Source organism: Bifidobacterium longum subsp. longum JCM 1217, from assembly GCF_000196555.1.
GTDB classification, from domain to species: Bacteria; Actinomycetota; Actinomycetes; order Actinomycetales; family Bifidobacteriaceae; genus Bifidobacterium; species Bifidobacterium longum.
Map to the genome: position 1 here is coordinate 286,206 of NC_015067.1, position 15,676 is coordinate 301,881.

At 61.1% G+C, this 15,676-nt stretch carries 16 protein-coding genes and 1 tRNA gene; 15 read left to right on the forward strand and 2 right to left on the reverse strand.

The features are described 5' to 3' along the window. Positions 1 to 46: 46 nt before the first annotated feature. Complete coding sequence (locus BLLJ_RS11090; protein WP_007051547.1) at positions 47 to 529, reverse strand: hypothetical protein; 483 nt, start codon at positions 527 to 529, stop codon at positions 47 to 49. A 164-nt stretch (positions 530 to 693) separates the two neighbouring features. On the opposite strand from BLLJ_RS11090, the gene rpsF reads away from it, so the two are divergent. From rpsF to BLLJ_RS01155, 8 genes are all read left to right on the forward strand, one after another. Continuing rightward, positions 694 to 984, forward strand: coding sequence for a 30S ribosomal protein S6 (gene rpsF / locus BLLJ_RS01120; RefSeq protein ID WP_003828111.1), 291 nt, complete (start codon positions 694 to 696; stop codon positions 982 to 984). 56 nt (positions 985 to 1,040) lie between these two features. After that, positions 1,041 to 1,697, forward strand: coding sequence for a single-stranded DNA-binding protein (locus BLLJ_RS01125; RefSeq protein WP_007057715.1), 657 nt, complete (start codon positions 1,041 to 1,043; stop codon positions 1,695 to 1,697). A 60-nt stretch (positions 1,698 to 1,757) separates the two neighbouring features. Next, positions 1,758 to 2,006, forward strand: a complete 249-nt coding sequence (gene rpsR / locus BLLJ_RS01130; protein ID WP_007051545.1) for a 30S ribosomal protein S18 — start codon at positions 1,758 to 1,760, stop codon at positions 2,004 to 2,006. A gap of 19 nt (positions 2,007 to 2,025) precedes the next feature. Further along, positions 2,026 to 2,472, forward strand: a complete 447-nt coding sequence (gene rplI / locus BLLJ_RS01135) for a 50S ribosomal protein L9 (protein ID WP_007051544.1) — start codon at positions 2,026 to 2,028, stop codon at positions 2,470 to 2,472. 199 nt (positions 2,473 to 2,671) lie between these two features. Then, a tRNA-Lys gene (locus BLLJ_RS01140) sits at positions 2,672 to 2,745 on the forward strand. 113 nt (positions 2,746 to 2,858) lie between these two features. Next, positions 2,859 to 3,119: an HPr family phosphocarrier protein gene (locus BLLJ_RS01145; protein WP_007051543.1), complete on the forward strand. Its 261-nt coding sequence runs from the start codon at positions 2,859 to 2,861 to the stop codon at positions 3,117 to 3,119. Then, positions 3,119 to 4,798 carry a phosphoenolpyruvate--protein phosphotransferase gene (gene ptsP, locus BLLJ_RS01150; RefSeq protein WP_007051542.1) on the forward strand — a complete coding sequence of 560 codons (1,680 nt, stop codon included), beginning with the start codon at positions 3,119 to 3,121 and terminating at the stop codon, positions 4,796 to 4,798. The genes BLLJ_RS01145 and ptsP overlap by 1 nt, the downstream gene beginning before the upstream one ends. A gap of 233 nt (positions 4,799 to 5,031) precedes the next feature. Continuing rightward, a complete protein-coding gene (locus BLLJ_RS01155) occupies positions 5,032 to 5,766 on the forward strand; it encodes an MIP/aquaporin family protein (protein ID WP_007051540.1) in 735 nt (244 codons plus the stop codon). An 83-nt stretch (positions 5,767 to 5,849) separates the two neighbouring features. Here the strand turns inward: BLLJ_RS01155 and BLLJ_RS01160 are convergent, their stop codons facing one another. Beyond that, positions 5,850 to 8,558, reverse strand: a complete 2,709-nt coding sequence (locus tag BLLJ_RS01160) for an HAD-IC family P-type ATPase (RefSeq protein WP_007051539.1) — start codon at positions 8,556 to 8,558, stop codon at positions 5,850 to 5,852. Between the two features lie 111 nt (positions 8,559 to 8,669). Here BLLJ_RS01160 and BLLJ_RS01165 point away from each other — a divergent pair, with 111 nt between their 5' ends. The 7 genes from BLLJ_RS01165 to gatB all read left to right on the forward strand — a co-directional run bounded on the left by BLLJ_RS01165 (position 8,670) and on the right by gatB (position 15,522). Then, positions 8,670 to 8,951: a metal-sensitive transcriptional regulator gene (locus tag BLLJ_RS01165; protein WP_007051538.1), complete on the forward strand. Its 282-nt coding sequence runs from the start codon at positions 8,670 to 8,672 to the stop codon at positions 8,949 to 8,951. A 42-nt stretch (positions 8,952 to 8,993) separates the two neighbouring features. Further along, complete coding sequence (gene rmuC, locus BLLJ_RS01170) at positions 8,994 to 10,418, forward strand: DNA recombination protein RmuC (RefSeq protein WP_007054746.1); 1,425 nt, start codon at positions 8,994 to 8,996, stop codon at positions 10,416 to 10,418. Beyond that, positions 10,415 to 11,044 carry an orotate phosphoribosyltransferase gene (locus BLLJ_RS01175; RefSeq protein ID WP_007051536.1) on the forward strand — a complete coding sequence of 210 codons (630 nt, stop codon included), beginning with the start codon at positions 10,415 to 10,417 and terminating at the stop codon, positions 11,042 to 11,044. The genes rmuC and BLLJ_RS01175 overlap by 4 nt, the downstream gene beginning before the upstream one ends. 93 nt (positions 11,045 to 11,137) lie before the next feature. Then, complete coding sequence (locus tag BLLJ_RS01180) at positions 11,138 to 11,986, forward strand: TrmH family RNA methyltransferase (protein WP_007051535.1); 849 nt, start codon at positions 11,138 to 11,140, stop codon at positions 11,984 to 11,986. A gap of 166 nt (positions 11,987 to 12,152) precedes the next feature. Continuing rightward, a complete protein-coding gene (gatC, locus tag BLLJ_RS01185; protein ID WP_011068473.1) occupies positions 12,153 to 12,452 on the forward strand; it encodes an Asp-tRNA(Asn)/Glu-tRNA(Gln) amidotransferase subunit GatC in 300 nt (99 codons plus the stop codon). A gap of 3 nt (positions 12,453 to 12,455) precedes the next feature. Beyond that, positions 12,456 to 13,997: an Asp-tRNA(Asn)/Glu-tRNA(Gln) amidotransferase subunit GatA gene (gene gatA / locus BLLJ_RS01190; protein WP_007054751.1), complete on the forward strand. Its 1,542-nt coding sequence runs from the start codon at positions 12,456 to 12,458 to the stop codon at positions 13,995 to 13,997. Positions 13,998 to 14,022: 25 nt separating this feature from the next. Continuing rightward, the gene (gatB, locus tag BLLJ_RS01195) at positions 14,023 to 15,522 is read left to right on the forward strand and encodes an Asp-tRNA(Asn)/Glu-tRNA(Gln) amidotransferase subunit GatB (protein ID WP_007051530.1); all 1,500 of its coding nucleotides are present in this window, start codon (positions 14,023 to 14,025) and stop codon (positions 15,520 to 15,522) included. Positions 15,523 to 15,676: the final 154 nt, after the last annotated feature.

Here is a 15,676-nt window from a genome sequence, read left to right on the forward strand (position 1 = left end):
GCCACGGCGGGGTGCTTATTTCGTAAGAGTGTTGAGATTGCCGAAATTACTCGGAGAACTCGACACTGACCTTATTGTCTTTGATGGTGAAGTTGCCGTTGACCTCCTTGCCTTCAAGCGTGTACGTCAGCTGGGCGCTCACGGTGCCATCGGCATTATTGGAGGTCTGCGAGATGCGCGCGTTGGTGATGCGCGTGTTCTCGCCCGAGGATGCCTTGCTGGTCAGCAGTGCGCGCTGGTTCGTATTCACGTGAGGATCGGCGATGGTGTTGGCCTTGTCGTAGTTGCCGGAGGAGATGGCGGCCACATAGCTGTTCGCAACGCTCTTCGCGCTGAACACGGCGGAAGACAGCACGCCATACACGATACCGAACAGCACGAGGAAGCCGGCCACGGCACCAACGATGATGAAGATTTTCTTCTGTTGCTCATTCATGGTGGTGGAGGTCGCGCCAGGTGCGGCTACCGGTGCCGCTCCGGGAGTGATGGGAGCCGCGGGCTGCGTGGGCTTGGCCAAAACGGTGGACATCGCGAAACCGGCAAGAATATGGGCATACCCTGTCCCGCCTCATATATAGACTGTCCAAGTTGCCCGAAGAGGCGGTGCCGGTTTGGTGCTGCGTCATGGGCTAACACGCATACACACTCCTGCCACGGAACGTCCGTGGCCGAATAGTCCGAAGGAGGTGGGTGATGTCTGCGCACAAGTACGAACTGATGTTCATCGCCGATCCTGAGCTGGATGAGCGCGGTCTGAAGAAGCTGACCGAGCAGTATCTGGAACTCGTCACCAAGGAAGGCGGCTCTTTCGATGAGCCCGATTACTGGGGCCGTCGCAAGCTCGCCTATGAGATTGCCGGTAAGACCGAAGGCAACTACGTCGTGGTGAAGTACACCGCCGAGCCCGCTACCAGCGATGAGCTTGACCGTGTTCTGAACCTCAACGAATCCGTGATCCGTACGAAGATTCTTCGTAAGGGCTGAATCAAGCGTTTAGTCAGCTGAACAGCTGGTATTCAAGGTAAGTAAGAAGGACCGTTATGGCAGGTGAAACCGTCATCACCATCGTGGGCAACCTCACTGCGGACCCCGAGCTGCGCACTATTGGCAGCGGTGCGACCGTGGCGAGCTTCACGATTGCTTCCACCCCGCGAACCTGGAATCGTCAGACCAACCAGTTCGAGGATGGTCAGGCGCTGTTCATGAGGTGCTCCGCTTGGCGTGATCTGGCCGACCACTGCGCCCAGTCCCTGAAGAAGGGCATGCGCGTGATTGCCACCGGTCGCCTCCAGCAGCGTTCCTATCAGGCACAGGATGGTTCCCAGCGAACCGTCGTGGAGATGCAGCTCGATGAAATCGGGCCCTCCCTGCGCTACGCCACCGCACAGGTGACTCGCCAGTCGTCCGGTCAGGGCGGCTTCCAGGGTCGTTCCGGTGGTTTCCAGGGTGGTCAGCAGCCCAATCAGGGCTATGGCAACCAGGGTGGCCAAGGTGGTTATGCCGGTGGCCAGGGCGGTTACAACGGTGGCTATCAGGGTGGTGGCGCTGGATACTCCCAGCAGTCTGCCGCTCCCGCCAACCCGTCCGCTCCTGCGGTCGACCCGTGGAGTAATGCCGGTGCATCTGATGCCGGTAGCTTCTCCACGTTCGGCGCTTCCTCCGATTTCGGCGGCGACGATTCCGACCCGGAGTTCTGATCAGTACTTGCCTCCCCGCTGCCAGCAGCAATCAATATCAAGATTTATAAGGAGAACATCATGTCACGTAAGAGGCCGCAACCGCCGGTCAAGCCGTTCAAGAAGAAGCCGAACCCGCTGAAGGCCGCCAAGGTCACCGAGATCGATTACAAGGACGTTGCGCTGCTGCGTAAGTTCATTTCCGATCGCGGCAAGATCCGTTCCCGTCGTATCACCGGCGTGACCGTGCAGGAGCAGCGTGAGCTGTCCAAGGCGATCAAGAACGCCCGCGAGATGGCCCTGCTGCCGTACGCCACCTCGGGTCGCTGAGTTAGGGAGGCTTTGAACAATGGCTGAAACCAAGGTTATTCTCACCAAGACCGTGTCCAACCTGGGCCATTCCGGTGACGTTGTCGACGTGAAGTCCGGCTACGCCCGCAACTACCTGTTCCCGCAGGGCCTCGCTTTCGCGTGGACCAAGGGCGCTGAGGCTCAGATCGTCGCTATGAAGCGCGCTCGTCTGGCCAAGGCCGTCGCTACCCGCGAGGACGCCGTCGCCGCTAAGGCCGCCATCGAGGGCACTACCGTCGAGATCGCCGCCAAGGTGTCCGAGTCCGGCAAGCTGTTCGGTGGTATCTCCAACGAGGCCATCGCCGTCGCTCTGTCCGACAAGGCTGCGGTGAACCCGAAGGCCATCGAGGTCGAGACCATCAAGACCACCGGCGATTTCCCCGCCAAGGTGGCCCTCCACCCGGAGATCACCGCTTCCTTCTTCGTGAAGGTCGTGGCCGAGTGAGTCATTCCGGCCTAGTGCTGGAATCACACAGACCAAGAGTCTGAGCTTAAGCATCATCCCCCGTGCGGTTTGCGCCGCATGGGGGATTTTTGTATTAGCAAAAACGCCGGAAATAGGCGCGACACGCCGAGAGTTGCATTCGCTTCAAATCTGAGTATATTTATCACCTGTTGCAAGGAATACTTCAACATCTAACCAAGCCCCTGTAGCTCAGTTGGTTAGAGCAGCTGACTCTTAATCAGCGTGTCCAGGGTTCGAATCCCTGCGGGGGCACAGACAACCGGAATCGAAAGATTCCGGTTTTTTGTTTTTTCCAGTATCAGTCCGTAGCTGGTGCGGAAAGGCCGTCTTCGCGCGTGACGGCCGGACGTGTAAGGAGCAACGTCATGCCTCAGATATTCACGTTCACCGTATCCGACCCCGAAGGCATGCACGCCCGCCCGGCTGGCCGGTTGGTTGCCAAAGCGCAGGAATATGAATCGAGCATCACCGTTGCCTACGGTGGAAAATCCGTGGATGCCAAGCGTATCTTCGGTGTTATGGGACTTGATGTTCAACAAGGTGACGAGGTTACGGTTCGGGTGCAGGGCAACGATGAAGCTGTCGCTGCTGCAGAGTTCGAGCGATTCCTCAAGGAGCACCTGTAATGAGAACGATACAGGGCGTCAGCGTATCCGCTGGCATTGCTATCGGCACGGTCCGCGTGCTCGCCGCCGTAGATTATGCCGTAGAACGCCGCTTAATCGACGACCCGCAGGCCGAGATGGATCGATTCCGCGCGGCCCGTGACACGGCCGTCGCTCAGCTCAAGCAACTGCGTGACAACGTCGCCGCTGAGTTCGGCGAAAACAAGGCCGAACTGTTCGACGCCCATCGGCTTATGCTCCAGGACCCGGACTATGCGGAATGCGTCGAAGGTTTGATTGCGCAAGACAAGGTGAACGCCGAATTCGCGGTGAAGAGCGCCGCCGAACAGTTCGCCGCCATGTTCGCTGCGATGGATAGCTCGACCATGCAGGCTCGAGCCGCTGATGTCAAGGATGTTTCTCGCCGCGTGATGAACGTGCTGCAAGGCAAACGCGATAGCACGGCGCAGGATGGCAGTGTACAAGGCGATGCTGTGCAGAACGGTATTGTGCAGAACGGGATCGCGCAGAACGGCGAAAGCCACATCATCTTCGCCGAAGATCTTGCTCCCAGCGATACCGCGCAGCTCGACCGCGCTAAGGTTTTGGGCCTCGTGACCGCCAAGGGCTCAGCGAACTCGCACACCGCGATTCTGGCGCGCACGATGGGCCTGCCCGCCATCACAGGTATCGGCGACGCCTTTGACCCGGCCGATGATGGTCACGTTGCCGTAATCGACGGCACCAGCGGTGCGGTATTCGTCGACCCGGACGAGGCCACGCTGACCGAATACCGGCGCAGGAAGGCCGAGGCTGAGGAGCACCTAAGCCTCCTGCGGAAGCTCAAGGGCAAGCCCACCGAAACCAAGTCCGGTCAGCGGGTCCACCTGTACGCCAACATCAGCCGTCCCTCTGACGCAGCCGCCGTGCTGGCCAACGATGCTGAGGGCATCGGCTTGTTCCGCAGTGAGTTCCTGTATCTGGAACGCGAGGACTGGCCGACCGAGGAATTTCAGTTCGATGCATACGGACAAGTCGCACAGGAGATGGGCGACCGTCCGGTCATCATCCGTACGCTCGACATCGGCGCGGACAAACAGGTCGACTACTTCAATCTGAGCCACGAGGATAATCCCGCGCTTGGTTACCGGGCAATCCGCATCTGCCTGACCCGCCCGGAGATTTTCAAAGTCCAGTTACGCGCATTATTGCGCGCCTCAGCATACGGCAACATCGCCATTATGCTGCCCATGATCACCTCTGTGCAGGAGGTACGCGACGCCAAGCGGATTCTTGAAGAAGCCAAAAGCGAGCTGCGCGGCGAGCGCATCGACTTCAACGAGAGTATCCAGATCGGCGTTATGATTGAGACGCCTGCGTCGGTCATTATGGCCGACGAGCTGGCCGCCGAAGTCGATTTCTTCTCCATCGGCACCAACGACCTGACCCAGTACACGCTGGCCTGTGACCGTCAGAACCCGAGTCTCGAACGCTTTGCCGACCCGCATTCACCAGCTGTGCTGCGCATGATCCAGATGACTATCGAGGCTGCCCATCGTCATGGCATCTGGTGCGGCATCTGCGGCGAGCTTGGCGCAGACTTGAGCCTGACCGATACGTTCCTGCGCCTAGGAATCGACGAACTGTCCGTCTCGCCCACCAGCGTCCTGCCCCTGCGCAACGTCATTCGCAACCACTGAGATTCAAGGTCGCTTCGGCTGATTCCGATGGCTTTTTGGGCATTGCATTCGGCTGGACATTCGACATCGCATCTTGCCGGCATTTCGTCGTGGGGCAAAGTGTACAATCACCACGTTTGCTTTCGCGCCCAGCGTAAATCGCGTCGCCGGCTCCGCGAACGGATTTCCAGTCACACAGAATGCCGTGAACAGTCAGCCATGCCTGTTGCGCGGCGAAGAGAAAAGAAGAAGCAGTGGATTATCCTCTCTTTACCAAGCTGGCCGCCGAGTTCTTCGGCACCGCCATTCTGATGATCTTCGGCAACGGCTCCGTGGCCAACGTTGAGCTCAAGAACACCAAGGGCCACCACGCCGGCTGGCTGAACATCGCCATGGGCTACGGCTTCGGCGTCATGTTCCCGGTGCTCATGTTCGGTAGCGTCTCCGGCGCGCACATCAACCCGGCCATGACCATCGCCCAGGCCGTCAACGGCCTGTTCCCGTGGAGCGACGTGCTGCCGTACATCGTCGCCCAGCTGCTCGGCGCCCTGCTCGGCCAGCTCATCGTCTACATCACTTACTACCCGCACTACAAGGAGACCGAGGACGCCGAGGCGATTCTGGGCACCTTCTGCACCACTGACGCGGACAACCAGAAGGTCAACTACTTCCTCAACGAGATGTTCGGCACCCTGGTGCTCGTCTTCGGCGCCCTGTGCTGCCTGTCCCTGGCTTGGGGCAAGCAGGATTACGCCGCCGCCTCCATCGTCGTCGGCTTCATTGTGTGGGGCCTCGTGACCTCCATGGGTGGCCCGACCGGCCCTGGCCTGAACCCGGCCCGCGACCTCATGCCGCGTCTGCTGCACGCCATCCTGCCGATCCCGCACAAGGGCTCCTCCCGCTGGGGCGAGGCCTGGATCCCGGTTGTGGCCCCGATTGTCGGCGCCATTATCGGCGCTTGGCTGTTCGTGTTCTTCTTCGCCAGCTGATTCGTTGATTGATTCATATATGCAAATGGCCTCCGCTCGTTTTGGGCGGAGGCCATTGTCGTTGAATCAGGTAAACGCAGAGACTACTGCTCCAGGAACACCTGCGGGGCCTTCATGAAGTTCGTGGCACAGTGTTCGCCGCAGAAGTAATAGGACTTGCCCTCATACTCGCGCGTGATCGCATCGGCGTTCACAGCCACGGTCATGCCGCACACCGGGTCGGTGGCGGTTTCGCCGTCCGCAGGGGCGGTGTGGTGCATGTGCATTCCCGTATCCATAGTGTTCTCCTTGTTGGTTGGATTATTGGATTGGTCAGATACGTGATTGGTTTGATTCAGCGTGGTGCGATCGTCGATGATGACGGTCGGCTCGTGAGGCGCGTTGGATGTGGCGGAGCCGGTGATGTTGGCGGCGTTGGCGGATTCGGCCGATCCGGCTGATTCGACATCCGCCGTGCTGCTGCCCGAACCGGCGGGACCATCGGCAGCACCCACGTTGATGTTCGCTCCATGCAGCCGGTTCGCGTTCAGCACCAGGCACACTGAGCTCAACGCCATCGCCAGACCCGCGATCATCGGGCTCAACAGCCAGCCGGTGAACGGGTAGAGTACGCCGGCGGCCACCGGAATGCCGATGACGTTGTAGCCGAACGCCCACCCCAGATTCTCGCGGATGTTGCGCATCGTGGCATTGGACAGGTTGATGGTCTTGATGACGCCGCGCAAGTCGCCGCTCATCAAGGTCACGTCCGCCGACTGCATCGCCACGTCCGTGCCGGTGCCGATGGCGATGCCGAGATCCGCCTGAGCCAGCGCGGGGGCGTCGTTGATGCCGTCGCCCACCATCGCAATCAGAGTGCGGGATTGTGCGGCCGTGCGGGAGGTGCCGTACGCGGACTTGGCGGCGGCCTCGTCGCGTTCGCGCTGCAGTTTGGCGATCCAGTAGGCCTTGCCGTCCGGCTTGACCTCGCAGATCACCGTATCGATGCCGACTTCGCGGGCGATGCGCCCGGCTACCTCGGCCTTGTCGCCCGACAGCATCACCGTGCGGATGCCGCGTGCGCGCAACGCCGCGACGGCCTCACGCGAGCCTTCCTTGACTGTGTCCTGCTCGTAGCTCGGCTTGTCCCAGTCGGCGGCCGCGTCCACCACGCCGCGCGTGATGGTGCCGGTCTTGTCGAACACCACGGTGCCGATGCGACGCGCCTGTTCCAGCGCCTTGGCACTGGTGACCAGCACGCCGTTGGTGGCGCCCAAGCCCAGCGAGACCGTCACCGACAGCGGCGTGGCCAGTCCCAGCGCGCACGGGCAGGCGATGATCAGCACACTGACCGCAGTGACCAGCGCGTGCGCCAGTTGCGGCGCCGGGCCCAGTGACACCCAGATGGCGAACGTCCAGATGGCGATGATCATCACCGCCGGTACGAAATACCGGGCGATCTTATCGGCCAGTTGCTGCACCGGCGCCTTGGTCGCCTGGGCGCGGGCCACCATCGCCGCGATCTGCGAGAGTACCGTGTCCGCGCCGACTTGGGTGGCGCGCATCACGCAGTCGCCCTTGAGCAGCACGGTGGCCCCGGTCACCGGGTCGCCTGCGGTTTTGGAGACCGGCTTGGATTCGCCGGTGATCATCGATTCGTCGATACGCGCCTCGCCGGCCACGATCACGCCGTCCGTGGGCACGCGCTCGCCGTTCTTGACGATCAGCAGGTCGCCGGTGACGATGGCGTCGATGTCGGTGTCCGTGAAATGCGCCGGATTACGCCATTCGATGCCGTCCACATTGTCTGCGGAAGTGGCGTTGAGCTTGTGCGCGGTGCGCGGGCGCAGTCTGATAAGCGACTGCACCGCCTTGCCGGTGCCTTCGCGGGCCTTGGCCTCCAGCAGGCGGCCGACCAGCACCAGGGTGATGACCACGCCGACCGATTCGAAATACGGCTCGCGCGAGCCCTCCGGGAACACCCACGGGGCGATGCAGGTCACCAGCGAATACAGGTAGGCGGCCGAAGTGCCCAGCGAGACCAGCGAGTTCATGTCGGGGGAGCGGTGCGCCAGCGCGGGGAAGCCGACCGTGTGGATCGGACGCCCGCAGTAGAACATCACCGGCGTGATGAGAATGGCCTGCAGCCACGGGTTCACCATCCAATGCGGCACCAGCGCGGGATTGGCCATATGCAGCATGGTGACGGCGAATACCGGCAACGTCAGTACCGCGCCCACAATCACCAGCTTCGTCAGCGCCTTGATCTCATTGGCGCGTTCAGCCGCCTCTCGCCGCTCGGCCTCCGCCGCATCCACAACCGGAGCTCCAACCCGCAAGTCTGAGGGAGAGACCCCCTCGGCTTCGGCCGAGCCGTCAGCACGCGGGCGAAGCCCGTCCTTATCCGCACCGTCCTTACTCTCCTCTCCCTCAACCCTCAACAACCCATGCACCATATTCATGCCGCATGCAAACGGATATTCGCCCGCCGGCAACGCCGGTAGTTCCACGTCGGTGGTGGCGTTGCCCGGCAGCATGGCGTCAAGCCCCAGATCCGCGAACACCACATGCGAAGTGCATTCGCCGGTCTCCTGTCGATCGAAAGTCAGCGTGATCGGCGTACCCGTGCGCATGCTGATCACGGCGGGGGAGTACCCGCCCTTGACGGTGATTGTTGCGGATTGGCGTTCGCCGGAGGCGTCCATGGCCCCGGCCGTGGCTTTCTGCGTTCCGAAGAAGAACCGCAGTACCAGCCATGTCAATGCGGCCGCCGCTATCAGCGCCGTGGCGGCCGAGAAGATGCTGAGCTCCATAACCGTTCCTTCCCCTTGTTTGTTGTACTGAACAACAGTGTATACCCTATACCCCTAGAGGGTATATAATGGGGTGTGTTCAGCTGACGGATAAGTATCAGGGGGTTTGCGATGCATGGTTATGACGAAGACAAGGCCAAGGTCATCGCACGATTGCGCCGTATCGAAGGACAGGTGCGTGCCATCACGCAGATGGTGGAGGATGACAAATACTGCATCGATATCCTGACGCAGATTTCGGCGTCGAATTCGGCGCTGAAATCCGTGGCGTTATTGCTGCTGGACGATCATCTCAACCATTGCGTGCGGCAGGCGTCGATTCAGGGCGGCGAGGTGGCCGATGAAAAACTTGCGGAGGCTTCCGCGGCCATTGCGCGTCTCGTCAAATCGTGACGAGTTTTACCGTCATTCACCATCGATGACATACTGGGTACCATGTTTGAGCAAATAGGAACCGTGATTATCGTCATCGTCGTGCTAGTGGTTGGTGCAGGGCTTGGCCTCTTCGCCGGCTTCGTGCTAGGCCGTCATAAGGGTCAGGAGATGGCTCGAGGCGTCAAAAGCGAGGAGCTGGAAGAGGCCAAGACCTCGCTGGAGAATGCGCGATTCGAGAACGCTGAGCTCAGTGCTCGCAATGCTGCCGCACAGGCTCAGATTGAAGGCGTGAACCAGCAATTGGCTTTCGCCAAGTCACAACTTGCCCAGGCGCAGCAGGCTGAGCAGATTCGCATTCAGCAGGAACGTGAGCGTGCAGCTGCGGAGGCAGAACGGAAGCGTCAGGCGGATGCTCAGGCCGCCGAGGCCAAGCGTGCTGAACAGGAAGCACGTTTGAAAGAACAGAGCAAGGTGCTCGAGGCGCTTGCGCCAGTGGCCAAGAATCTTGATACCTTGCAGAACAAGGTCACGCAGATCGAAGAGGGCCGCAAGAGGGAAATGGGCGCATTGGGAGCCCAACTCAAGGGGCTCAACGATCAGCAGGCCCGTTTGGACAAGGAAACCAGTTCCTTGTCCGCCGCGTTGCGCAACAACAAGGTGCGTGGCGCGTGGGGCGAGGCCCAGCTCAAGAACATTGTCGAGTCCGCCGGATTGCTGGAACATGTCGATTTCGACACCCAGGTGGTGGTCACGGATGCCGATGGGCGTACGTTGCGCCCGGATATGATCGTGCATCTGCCGGGAGGCAAGACCATTCCGATTGATGCCAAAGTGCCTTATGCCGATTACCAGCGTGCCTGCGAAATCCCGGACACCGCCAGCCCCGAGGATATTGCCCGCCGCGATGATTTGCTGCGGTCCCATGCCAAGGCGTTGCGCGAGCATGTACGTGCTCTCGGCGAAAAGGCCTATTGGAATGCCTTTGATGTAGCACCTGATTTTGTGGTGGCCTTCATCCCCAATGAGGCACTACTGCAGGCCGCGCTCGAAGCCGATCCCACACTGATGGATGATGCGTTCTCTCGCAAAGTGGCGCTCACCTCGCCGGTCACGCTCTGGGCCGTGCTGAAATCCGTGGCCTATGCCTGGCAGCAGCAGTCGCTCACCGATGACGCCAAGCAGCTGTTCGATTTGTCCCGAGAACTGTACGAACGGTTCTCCACGCTGGGTGATTATGCCATCAAATTGGGCACCCAGATTACTAAGACGGTCAGCGCCTACAACAAGTTCGCGTCCAGTTTGGAACGCCGTGTGTTGCCCACCGCTCGCAAGCTGCAAAAAATCGAACCGACCAAGATCATCGAGGAAGTACCGATCATCGAATCAGATAAAGGCAATGTGAGCGAACTGTCCGCCCCTGAAGTGGTGCCGGCCGATGAAGGTGATACTCATCTGACTGCCTCAGGCGATAGTCTGGAGTCATGACTGAATCTGGATTCCGCCCCACTGGTACCCCGGACCTTGCCGTCGCGAAGAGCCATAATGACTTTGCCATGCTGGAGCCGCGTGAACAGCTAGCCACCTTGCTGAAGGAGCATGTGGTGGGCCGTCCGTTCTCCGAACTTGCCGCGGTGACTTTCGACCACCGTGCCGCCACTGTCATGGGCCATGTACTGATTGACGCTTTGGAAGATGCGGGCTATTCGATTGATGACTTCGATGCTGTTGGTGCCTTGACCGCAGCATCTGTGCCCATGGTGTCTGCCATGATCCAGGCCGCCGCCTCTCGTGGCGAGGACCTAGATGGATTCGTGATGGACTTCGTCTACCCGTCCATCAAGGGCCCCTCCATCGAAGGCCGCCGTGTGGTGCTGTTGGATGCTTGGCTGTCCGAAAAGTCGTACGTGCAGACAAGCTCGCTGGTCACCCTGCGCAACGGCAATGAGCTGAGCCTCGACTTTGGCATAGTGGAGCAGCTGGGTGCCAAGGTCGTGGCCATCGCCTCGCTGGTCGGTGGCGGTGCCAAAGACATCAATGTGGTCAACCCCTCCACCGGCGACGAGCAAACGCTCCCCTTCATCCAGGTCTTCGACGAATCCGAACTGCGGTAAATCCACCTTTGACGTCCCTCGCATAAAGTCAGCCGGGCTGAGCAGCGAAGCTGACTAAGAGGAACCGGTGAATAGCGTTATCGAGGAGAAAGATTGCACGCACCCAACCAGATTTCTTTGGCTGCCAAGGCTTCAGGTGAACCGGAATTCCGTGAAATCGGCCTTGGGCCGTGGTCTGAGACCCATCCCGGTGAGCCTCGTCCCGATGATCCGACTTCTTCGAATTATGACGGTCGTTTCGACTCGGTGCTGTTGAACGACGGAGACCGCCGCAACGTATTGGACCGTTACCGCTACTGGACCGTTGCTGCCATTAAGGCCGATCTTGACGCTCGAGGGCGTCACGACTTCGAAGTTGCGGTGGAAAACTGGACCCACGATTTTAACATCGGTTCCATGGTCCGCACCGCTAATGCCTTCCAGGCCAAGCGCGTACACATTGTCGGTCCACATAAGTGGAATCGCAAGGGCGCGTTGATGACCGAACTGTACCAGCACGTCGAACACCACCCCTCCATCGCCGAACTGGTGGAAAGCTGGCATCATCGCATCGCCGGTGAAATCGCCTATGAACGAGCCAAGGCCGGTGCCGCCGCCATCCATGCGCATGATGTGGCTGTGGATGGAGACAACAAGCACCTTCATGAGCTGCTGGCCGAAATCGATGCTTGTGATGCACGCATCAAGGAGCTTCAAGCCGCCCGCGTCATCGCCCTCGACATTATTCCCGGCGCAGTGCCGATGGAAGCCTATGCCTTCCCCAAGCGGTGCCTGCTGCTCTTCGGTGCAGAAGGCCCCGGATTGAGCGAGAAGGCCCTCGCATTGGCCGACGATGTGGTCTACATCTCTCAATTCGGTTCCGTGCGCTCCATTAATGCAGGCGCTGCGGCGGCCGTGGCCATGCACGCATGGATTGCCCAACACGCCGTATCAGGCGTGTAGCCATGCGCCGACAATCCTGCCGCATGGATCGGCGGTCTCATCGTCACCAGAAAAGCGGATATCAAATAATGACCCGAGTGCCTGCCCTGCTGAAATGGTCTCAAAGGGTAGGAAAATGCGGTTTCCCGACAACTGCGTGTCACATACGGCTCATATAGTTATGGCCATGCCAACATTTTCACGCGAAGAAATCGTGCATTTGGGCGATCTGGCCCGAATCGCGCTCACCGATGAGGAAATCACCCGTCTGCAGGGCGAACTGAACGTCATCGCAGACTCCATCAACAAGGTCCAGGAAGTCGCCTCCGACGATGTGCCGCCGACCGCCAACCCGGTTCCGCTGGAAGCCTACCTGCGCCCGGACGTCGCCGAAACCCCGCTCACGCAGGAAGAGGCGCTCGCCGGTGGCCCGAAGACCGAGGCCGGCATGTTCGTGGCACCGCGAATCCTGGGAAGCGAGGAGTAATCGATGAGCAACGAAACCGCAACTCTCGTCAAACTGTCTGCTGCCGAGCAGGCCGCTGCCGTCAAGAAGGGCGACGTCACCTCTCGCGAGCTCGTCGAAGCCCACCTCAAGGTGATCGAGGCTGCCGAGCCGTCCATCAAGGCCTTCCTGAAGGTTTCCGGCGATGTGGCTCTCGAGCAGGCCGACGCCTTCGACGCCAAGTCCGCCGAAGACAAGGCCGCCCTGCCTGAGCTGGCTGGTGTGCCGATTGCCATCAAGGACATGATCGTCACCAAGGGCATCGAAACCACCGCCGCCTCCAAGATCCTCGAGGGCTGGGTGCCGCCGTACGACGCCACCGTCATCGAAAAGCTCAAGGCCGCCGGCATGCCGATTCTCGGCAAGACCAACCTCGACGAATTCGCCCAGGGGTCCTCCACCGAGCACTCCGCCTACCAGACCACCCACAACCCGTGGGATACCGAGCGCGTGCCCGGCGGTTCCGGTGGTGGCTCCGCCTCCGCAGTCGCCGCATTCGAGGCACCGATCGCCCTCGGCACCGACACTGGTGGCTCGATTCGCCAGCCCGGCGCCCTGACCGGCACCGTGGGCGTCAAACCCACCTACGGCGGCGTCTCCCGTTTCGGAGCCATCGCCATGGCCTCCTCGCTCGACCAGATCGGCCCGGTCTCCCGCACCGTGCTCGACTCCGCACTGCTGCAGGAGATCATCGGTGGCCACGACAAGCGTGACTCCACCTCCATCCCCGAAGGCCCGCGCCCGATGGTCGCCGCCGCCCGCGAAGGCGCCAAGCGCGATCTGAAGGGTATGAAGGTCGGCCTCATCAAGGAACTCGGCGGCGACGGCTTCCAGCCCGGCGTCGAGGCCCGCTTCAACGAGGCCGTCGACAAGCTCAAGGAGATGGGTGCCGAGGTCGTTGAGGTCTCGGTCCCGCACATCGGCTACTCGCTAGGCGCTTACTACATCATCATGCCGTCCGAGGTCAGCTCCAACCTGGCCCGTTACGATGGCATGCGCTACGGCCTGCGCGTGATGCCGCCGACCGGCGTGCCGCAGACCGCCGCCAACATGATGGCCTACACCCGTGAAGCCGGCTTCGGCGACGAGGTCAAGCGCCGTATCATCCTCGGCACCTACGCCCTGTCCGCCGGCTACTACGACGCCTGGTACGGCTCGGCCCAGAAGGTCCGCACGCTGATTATCGAAGACTTCAAGAAGGCCTTCGAACAGGTCGACGTGCTCGTGGCCCCCACCAGCCCGTCCACCGCCTTCAAGTTCGGCGAGAAGATGGACGACCCGCTGGCCATGTACATGAACGACATCGCCACCATTCCGGCCAACCTCGCCGGCGTGCCTGCCATGTCCATCCCGGCCGGCCTGTCCGACGACGGCCTGCCCGTCGGCTTCCAGTTCATCGCCCCGCAGCAGCGCGACGAAGTCATGTACAAGCCGGCCGCGGCCCTCGAAGCCGCGCTGGAAGACAGCTGGAACGGCCCGATCTGGAACGACCTCAAGACCCCGTGGCTTGACGGTCTGGGCAAGTGAGCATCGGAAGGAAAGAAACAACATCATGGCTGAAAAACTGATGAAGTACGCCGATGCCACCAAGAAGTACGATGTGGTCTTCGGTCTGGAAACCCACGTGGAGCTGTCCACGAACACCAAGCTGTTCTGCCCGGCCCACATCGAGTTCGGTGGCGAGCCGAACACCGAGCTGACCCCGGTGAGCCTTGGCCTGCCGGGCTCTCTGCCGGTGATCAACAAGACCGCCGTCGATTACGCCATCAAGCTGGGTCTGGCCCTGCACTGCGAAATCGCCGAGTGGAGCCAGTTCGCCCGTAAGAACTACTTCTACCCGGACATGCCGCGCGACTACCAGATCTCGCAGTACGACAAGCCCACCAACGGCAACGGCTACCTGGACGTCGAGCTGGAAGACGGCACCGTGTTCCGCGTGCCGATCGAGCGCGCGCACATCGAGGACGACGCCGGCAAGAACACCCACGTGGGTGGCGCCGACGGCCGTATCGAAGGTGCCGACCACTCGCTGGTCGACTACAACCGTGCCGGTGTGCCGCTGATTGAGATCGTCACCAAGCCGATCGAGGGGGCGGGCGACCGCGCTCCCGAAATCGCCGGTGCCTATGTGCGCGCCATCCGCGACATCGTGCGCGCGTTGAACATCTCCCACGCTCGTATGGAGCAGGGCAACATGCGCGCTGACGTGAACGTCTCGTTGCGCCCGAGCCCGGACGCTCCGTACGGCACCCGTTCCGAGACCAAGAATGTGAACTCGTTCCGCGGCATCGAGAAGACCATCCAGTACGAGATTCGCCGTCAGGCCGCTCGTCTGGACGACGGCAAGGAGATTCTGCAGGAGACCCGCCACTGGGATGAGGCTACGCAGACCACCGCTGGCGGCCGTCTGAAGTCCGATGCCGACGACTACCGCTACTTCCCGGACCCCGACCTCGTCATGCTCCACATCACCAAGGAGCACATCGAGGAGATGAAGGCCCAGATGCCGGAAATGCCGCGCGAGCGCCGCAACCGCCTCAAGTCCGAGTGGGGCCTGAGTGATCTGCAGATGCGCGACATCCTCAACGCCGACGCCCTCGACCTGATTGAGGAAACCGTCAAGGCCGGTGCCAAGGCTGCCGGTGCCCGCAAGTGGTGGCTGGGCGAGCTTTCCCGCGAAGCCAACGCCAAGGGTGTGTCCCTCGAAGAGCTGCCGATCACCCCGGCCGATGTGGCCGAGGTCGAGAAGCTCATCGCCTCCGGCAAGCTCAACGACAAGCTCGCCAAGCAGACCGTCGAAGGCGTGCTTAAGGGCGAAGGCACTCCGGATGAAGTCGTCAAGAAGCACGACTACAAGATCGTCGAAGACAACGGTGCCATCGAGGCGGCCGTCGACGCGGCGTTCGAAGCCAACCCGGACGTTGTCGAGAAGCTCAAGAGCGGCAACATGAAGCCGATGGGTGTAATCATCGGTGCCGTGATGAAGGCCACGCGCGGTCAGGCCGACGCCAAGGCCGTCACCAAGGTCGTCATGGGCAAGATCAAGGGCTGATTAGATTCACTGGCTCCCGCTGGTGGGAGCTGTCGAACGGAGTGAGACTGAGGGTGGTCGCCATGTACGGATGACCACCCTCAGTCCGCTTCGCGGACAGCTCCCGCCAGCGGGAGCACTTATTTGTAGGGAAATTCTCCAGTTCAAATCCGTT

Excerpts from the sequence above, each read along its gene's own strand:
- gatB (WP_007051530.1), top strand. The coding sequence starts at position 14,023 with ATGGCTGAAAAACTGATGAAGTACGCCGATGCCACCAAGAAGTACGAT.
- BLLJ_RS01175 (WP_007051536.1), top strand. The coding sequence starts at position 10,415 with ATGACTGAATCTGGATTCCGCCCCACTGGTACCCCGGACCTTGCCGTC.
- rpsF (WP_003828111.1), top strand. The coding sequence starts at position 694 with ATGTCTGCGCACAAGTACGAACTGATGTTCATCGCCGATCCTGAGCTG.
- BLLJ_RS01165 (WP_007051538.1), top strand. The coding sequence starts at position 8,670 with ATGCATGGTTATGACGAAGACAAGGCCAAGGTCATCGCACGATTGCGC.
- rplI (WP_007051544.1), top strand. The coding sequence starts at position 2,026 with ATGGCTGAAACCAAGGTTATTCTCACCAAGACCGTGTCCAACCTGGGC.
- gatA (WP_007054751.1), top strand. The coding sequence starts at position 12,456 with ATGAGCAACGAAACCGCAACTCTCGTCAAACTGTCTGCTGCCGAGCAG.
- rmuC (WP_007054746.1), top strand. The coding sequence starts at position 8,994 with ATGTTTGAGCAAATAGGAACCGTGATTATCGTCATCGTCGTGCTAGTG.
- BLLJ_RS01160 (WP_007051539.1), bottom strand. The coding sequence starts at position 8,558 with ATGGAGCTCAGCATCTTCTCGGCCGCCACGGCGCTGATAGCGGCGGCC.
- ptsP (WP_007051542.1), top strand. The coding sequence starts at position 3,119 with ATGAGAACGATACAGGGCGTCAGCGTATCCGCTGGCATTGCTATCGGC.
- BLLJ_RS01145 (WP_007051543.1), top strand. The coding sequence starts at position 2,859 with ATGCCTCAGATATTCACGTTCACCGTATCCGACCCCGAAGGCATGCAC.
- BLLJ_RS01125 (WP_007057715.1), top strand. The coding sequence starts at position 1,041 with ATGGCAGGTGAAACCGTCATCACCATCGTGGGCAACCTCACTGCGGAC.
- rpsR (WP_007051545.1), top strand. The coding sequence starts at position 1,758 with ATGTCACGTAAGAGGCCGCAACCGCCGGTCAAGCCGTTCAAGAAGAAG.
- BLLJ_RS11090 (WP_007051547.1), bottom strand. The coding sequence starts at position 529 with ATGTCCACCGTTTTGGCCAAGCCCACGCAGCCCGCGGCTCCCATCACT.
- gatC (WP_011068473.1), top strand. The coding sequence starts at position 12,153 with ATGCCAACATTTTCACGCGAAGAAATCGTGCATTTGGGCGATCTGGCC.